We start from the raw sequence: 5,931 nt of genomic DNA, 5'->3' as shown, positions 1-5,931 counted from the left end.
CCGCTGGGGTGCGTAGCGCCCCCAAATCTGCCGAACCGGTTTTGACTGACAGACCGCATGCAAGGGTTTTGCGACTGCTGCGCAGCCGAGCGGGAGCAAGCTCCCTCGCCACAGGTTATGTGCATGTCAATCGCTTGGAGTTTGGCGGAAGCTTACTGCGAGGCGATTCCAGCTGTTGATGGTGGTCACGGCCATGGTCAGGTCGACCAATTCCCCTTCACTGAATTGCTCGCGGGCCATCTGGTAAACATCGTCCGGCACATGACTCTCAGCCAACAGCGTCACTGCCTCAGCCCAGGCCAACGCCGCCCGCTCACGCGGATTGAAAAACCCGCTGTCGCGCCACACTGCAATCGCATACAAGCGCCGCTCACTCTCCCCGGCCCGCCGTGCGTCCACCGAATGCATGTCGGTGCAGAACGCGCAGCCGTTGAGCTGCGACGCGCGGATCCTGATCAGTTGCAACAGCGGCGCCTCGATACTCAGGTCGCGGGTCAGCGCTTCCATGGCGATCATGGCTTTCATCGCCTTGGGAGAGGCGTTGTAGTAGTCCAGACGCGGGGACATGGGCAGGTCTCGGAATGCGGGATAGTGGTTTTACGGTAAGCGCTGATGCGCCAGCGTTACAGCCCCAATTCCACGGAAAATCGCCACACCATTGGCCCCCGGCCAAACACAAATCCGTGTAGGAGCTGCCGAAGGCTGCGATCTTTTGATCTTGCATTTGCTTATAAAAAATCAAAGTCAAAAGATCGCAGCCTTCGGCAGCTCCTACAGGGACGGTGACCAATTTCGGGTTTTTGTGTTACGCAACTACTGCCCATCACGCAACAGCGTTAATCTGGCCGACACTTCAATCGCCCCCCGGAGCCGCGTCGGTATGGAACTTCACGTCGTGATCAATGGCCGCAAGGACCTCGCTGGTCAGTTGTACCAGCAATTGCGCGGCGCCATCGAGTCCGGGCGTCTGGCCGCCGGCACGCAGTTGCCGCCCAGCCGTCTGCTGGCCGAGCAACTGGGGATCTCGCGCAAGACCATTTCCGACACCTATGCGCAGCTGACCTACGAAAACTACCTCACCGGGGTGATCGGCAAAGGCACTTACGTCAACGCCCGCCCGGCGCAGATCCAGCGCAAGCAAAGCCATACCGAGCTTGCCAGCGCCGAGGTCATCGAAAGCTGGCGCAACCTACCGGTGTTCCTGCGCCACCCGACGCTGCAAGGTTCGTTGCGCTACGACTTTATTGGCGGCGCCACCAGCAAGGGCCAGTTCCCCCATGACGACTGGCGCCGCTGCGTCTCGCACGCGATGCGCCAGATGGCCGGCTCCAAAGGCTTCTACAGCGTGCCCGAGGGCCTGCCGGCGCTGCGTAACGCGATTGCCCGGCACATCGCGTTCTCGCGCGGGATCAACTGTCAGGACGAAGACATCGTGGTGTGCAACGGCGCGCAACAGGCGCTGGACCTGATCACCCGCGTGCTGATCAGCCCCGGCAGCCGGGTGGCGATGGAAGACCCGGGGTATCCGCCGGCCCGTTTGTTGTTCGGCACTCACGGCGCCGAGGTGGTCGGCGTGCCGGTGGATGCCGAAGGGATTGTGGTCGAGCAGATTCCCGAGGGCACGCGGATGATTTATGTCACGCCGTCGCACCAGTTTCCGCTGGGCATGCCAATGAGCCAGGCGCGCCGCGAGGCCTTGCTGGCCCGGGCTTATGAGCTGGGCGCGATCATCATCGAGGACGATTATGACAGCGAATTCCGCTACGAAGGCCGGCCTACGGACTCTCTGTTCAGCCTCGATCAGCGCGGCATCGTCGCCTACGTCGGCACCTTCTCCAAGACCCTGCTGCCGGAGCTGCGCCTGGGTTATGCGATCCTGCCGCCGGCGATCCTCGAAGCGGTGATCCGCGCCAAACAGCTCACCGACCTGCACGCCTCGACCCTGCCGCAATGGGCGCTGGCGAAGTTCATCGCCGAGGGTTGTTTGCTCAAACACATCCGCCGTTGCCACGGGATTTACGCCCAGCGCCGCGAACGGATTCTGGCGCGCATGGCCGGTGATCTTTCGCCCTGGCTCGACGCGGTGCCGGCCAGTGCGGGCTTTCACATGGCGGTGTTCTGCAAGGTGCCGGTGGATCTGCCGTTGGTGATCGAGCTGGCGAAAAAGGTCGAGGTCGGGCTGTATTCGATCAATGGGTTCTATCACCAGCAACCGGCGAAAAATGGCCTGTACTTCGGCTTCGGCGCCATCGAGACGCTGGACATCGACACCGCTCTGGATCGCCTGCGCGACATTCTGCAACAAGTGGCGTGAATGATTGGTCTGGGCGATTAACCGCCGATTGGTTATTGGTGATCAGCAGGTGCAGGCCTATTCTGCACTGGCGTTATCCCTCAATGAGCAGGATTCGTCCGGCCTGATTCAGGAGTGTGAGCAATGTCAAACCAAGTGATCAACACCGTCGAGGTGCGCGCCGCCGCCGGGCGTTCGGAAGAACTCGGCCGGCAGTTGCAGAGGATCGTCGACACCTTGCGCCAGACACCGGGTTGCGATTCCTATCTGGTCGACCGCTGCCCGGACGACAACCACCGCTGGACGGTGAGCGCACGCTGGCAGTCGGAAGCGGCGATGCAGGCGCACTTCAACCGGCCCGAGGCGCAGGGGTTTATTGACCTGATCGATAGCCGTCTGGCCAATAGTGTGGATTTCAACAGTTTTCCGATCGTTTAGAAGCAAGATCAAAAGATCGCAGCCTTCGGCAGCTCCTACACAATCCCCTGTAGGAGCTGCCGAAGGCTGCGATCTTTTGCTTTTTGGCAACAGCCGATTGGTCACCCGATCTTCCCGAATATTGGCCGTTTGCACACCCCGCCCCGCAGACTACTGTGGTCACCACCCCCTCCCCCAACTGGTGATCCAAGATGAAAGCCCTGCACCTCTTCACCGCCGCTCTCGCCCTGTCCATGTCTGCCGCAGCCCTGGCCCATGACCCGTCCGAGAAAGTCACCGTCCTGCAAGACCAGATGCTGAAAAACGCCCCCGGCAAGAAAGCCATGATGATCGAAGTCGACTACAAACCCGGCCAGTCCTCCATCGCCCATAAACACGACGGCACCGCCATGGCCTATGTGCTCGAAGGCGAAGTGATTTCCCAGGTCAAGGGCGAACAGGCAATCACCTACAAGAAAGGCCAGTTCTGGTACGAACCGGCCGGCTCCGAACATCTGGTGTCGAAAAACGCCAGCAACACCAAACCGGCGAAGTTGCTGGTGTTCATGGTATTGGCCCCGGACGAGCAAGTATTGATCCCCTTGAAAAACTGATGGTTGTTTGCACAGCCATAAATAAAAAGGCGCAAAACACTGTTTTGCGCCTTTTTATTTCCCGAGGCAATTAACCGTTTTGCCTTAAAGCCAATAAAACTAATGCATCGCCACAACTCGAAAAATTGTCAGCTTATTTACAGCTTGGCGGGTTTAGTCTGAATCAACTGTCGTGTGCCCGTCACAAACAGCCGCGACAACGCTGACTTTCCGACTGAAGTTGCTTCACGGGAGACTCACCATGAAACTTGCCTTTGCCAGTACCCTGGCGATATCGGTTTTAGCCTTGTCCGCCTGTTCCGTACCCACCGCGCCGAAAGCGGTTTCGTCCCTCGACACGCTGTTCACCCAACCGGTCGGCCGCAGCAGCGCCGCCCAGGTGCAAAGCGGTCCCGGCGTGTCACTGGGCGTGGTCTACAGCCCAAGCACCCAGACCAACCGCGAATACCTTCGTGACTACCAGGCCAACGCCGGCACCGGTTTCGGCCAGAGCCTGCTGGTGCAGCCGATCCATGACGCCTACGTCAACACCTCGAAGCCGGACATGGCGGTGGATTGGGTCAAGGCCTCGCTGCAACGGCAGTTCGGCTCGGTCACGGTGTACCCGGACATGCAGAGCCTGCGCGCGGCCAACCCGGACGTGGTGGCGATTGTCGACACCCACAGCCAGTTGATCACCTCGCGCAGCTCCGATATCAAGGCTGATGTGAGTGCGGACTTTTATGATGCGAAGTTGAATTACATCGGCACGGCGAAAGGTTCTGAAGCGAAGGAACTGACGCCGGTGTGGGCCGACTTCAAACGTTCGGAAGAGATTGTCGCGGATATTAATCAACAGCAGGATGTGCAAGTGCGGGCGCTGCAGAAGTTTGATCAGTCGCTGAGTAATTTACTGACCAGACCGACAGATAAAGTGTCGATGCTGGATAACAAACAAGCACATAAGTTGTATTGACACAAAGGGCCTCTTCGCGAGCAAGCCCGCTCCCACAAGTTTTGTGGTGATATCCGAATCCTGTAGGAGCTGCCGAAGGCTGCGATCTTTTGACCTTAAAGATCAAGATCAAGATCAAAAGATCGCAGCCTTCGGCAGCTCCTACAGGGTCTGGGTGAATTCACAGATGTAAAAAAGCCCCGGCATCTCACGACACCGGGGCTTTTTCATTCAACCACTACTCAGGCCAGTTCAAGCTCGGCATTCGCAGCAGCCGCAGGCACCACCGCCTGCCCACTCAACGCGAGGTCAAGCAGCTCACGGTTGGCCACCGCATACATGGCGTAATCCGTGCCGCTCGCCGCACGGATTTCCACCAGCATGGCGCGCCAGCGCTCGATCATGCTTTCGTGCTGTGCCATCCACAGCGCCAGACGTGCTTCCACGTCCTGAGTGCCGTCGCCCTGTTGCAGGACGGAGATGGTGATCGCACGTTGCTGCCAGTCCACATCGTCACGGAACGCTTCACGGGCCAGGGCCTGCCAGTTGTTTTCAACCGGCAGTGCGCTGATCTGTTGCAGGTACCAGGTGATGTCCAGCGCACTGCCCACGGCGAAGTAGGCCTTGGCCACTTCGGCCGGATCCTGACCAGTGACGTCGGACGCTTCGATGATCGGCAGCAGCGTGTACAGGTGCGAGGTGCCCGCCACCATACGCGCCAGCAACTCCGGTACACCGGCCGCGACGTAAGCCTGATAACGCGCCTGCCAGTTTTCACGGATTTCGCCGCTCAGCAGTTCGTCGAGCTTCAGACCCAGCTCCTTGAGGTGCGGACCGAAGTGCGCAACGTCACGGGCAGCGTTCTGCTCGTTGCGACGGGCACGCAGGAACCAGCGTGTAGCACGGCGGCCCAGACGCATCAGCTCGTCCATCAGCTCCAGTTGCACGTCAGCGGAGACCTGGTAGTCCAGCGCTTCGATCTGACGGAACCAGTGCGGGAGGTGGAAGATGTCACGCACGATCACGTAGGCGCCAGCCACGTTCGCCGGGCTCATGCCGGTCGACTCTTTGAGTCGCTGAACGAAGGTGATGCCCATGTGGTTGACCAGATCGTTGGCGATCTGGGTGCTGACGATCTCGCGCTTCAGACGGTGACGACGCATGGCTTCGGAGAACTTGCTGACCAGGGTCGGCGGGAACGCCGTTTCCATGTCGCGGGTCAGGTAATCGTCGTCCGGCACCAGCGAGTTCAGCAGTTGCTCCTTGAGGTCGATCTTGCTGTACGAGATCAGCACCGACAGCTCGGGACGGGTCAGGCCATGGCCTGCCGCAACGCGCTCGTTGATCTGCTCTTCGGTCGGCAGGAACTCGATGGCACGGTCCAGCTTGCCACGGCCTTCCAGATCGCTCATCAGACGCTTGTACTCGGCAATGCGCTCGTAGGCACGACGCGCCGCCAGGGACAGGGCCTGGGTCTGCTTGTAGTTGTTGCCCAGCACCAGACCACCGACTTCGTCGGTCATGCTCGCCAGCAACTGGTTGCGTTGCTTGTCGGTCATGTCGCCGGCCTGAACCACTTCGTTCAGCAGGATCTTGATGTTCACTTCGTGGTCGGAGCAGTCCACGCCACCGGCGTTGTCGATGAAGTCGGTGTTGGAACCGCCGCCATTGAG

At 59.8% G+C, this 5,931-nt stretch carries 6 protein-coding genes; 4 read left to right on the top strand and 2 right to left on the bottom strand.

The genetic code is table 11. The annotated features are described in order from the left end of the window. Nucleotides 1-126: 126 nt before the first annotated feature. Entirely contained in the window at nucleotides 127-567 is a 441-nt protein-coding gene (locus DBR18_RS12910; protein WP_108590593.1) for a carboxymuconolactone decarboxylase family protein, read from the bottom strand. Nucleotides 568-880: 313 nt separating this feature from the next. Here DBR18_RS12910 and DBR18_RS12905 point away from each other — a divergent pair, with 313 nt between their 5' ends. The 4 genes from DBR18_RS12905 to DBR18_RS12890 all read left to right on the top strand — a co-directional run bounded on the left by DBR18_RS12905 (nucleotide 881) and on the right by DBR18_RS12890 (nucleotide 4,279). Next, nucleotides 881-2,314 carry a PLP-dependent aminotransferase family protein gene (locus DBR18_RS12905; protein ID WP_108590592.1) on the top strand — a complete coding sequence of 478 codons (1,434 nt, stop codon included), beginning with the start codon at nucleotides 881-883 and terminating at the stop codon, nucleotides 2,312-2,314. A gap of 123 nt (nucleotides 2,315-2,437) precedes the next feature. After that, nucleotides 2,438-2,731, top strand: coding sequence for a putative quinol monooxygenase (locus DBR18_RS12900; RefSeq protein WP_108590591.1), 294 nt, complete (start codon nucleotides 2,438-2,440; stop codon nucleotides 2,729-2,731). Between the two features lie 191 nt (nucleotides 2,732-2,922). Further along, nucleotides 2,923-3,324 (top strand): cupin domain-containing protein, encoded by a 402-nt coding sequence (locus tag DBR18_RS12895; protein WP_108590590.1) that lies wholly within the window; start codon nucleotides 2,923-2,925, stop codon nucleotides 3,322-3,324. Between the two features lie 241 nt (nucleotides 3,325-3,565). Next, on the top strand, nucleotides 3,566-4,279 hold the full coding sequence (locus tag DBR18_RS12890) for an ATPase (protein WP_108590589.1): 714 nt from the start codon (nucleotides 3,566-3,568) through the stop codon (nucleotides 4,277-4,279). A gap of 221 nt (nucleotides 4,280-4,500) precedes the next feature. Here the strand turns inward: DBR18_RS12890 and DBR18_RS29145 are convergent. Beyond that, on the bottom strand, nucleotides 4,501-5,931 hold a 1,431-nt coding region (locus DBR18_RS29145), incomplete at its 5' end, for an NAD-glutamate dehydrogenase domain-containing protein (RefSeq protein WP_256588692.1).

The sequence above is a fragment of the Pseudomonas sp. HMWF021 genome (assembly GCF_003061005.1).
Lineage (GTDB): Bacteria > Pseudomonadota > Gammaproteobacteria > Pseudomonadales > Pseudomonadaceae > Aquipseudomonas.
The sequence above is the reverse complement of the archived record's forward strand: the minus strand, read 5'-3'. Positions and strand labels throughout refer to the sequence as shown.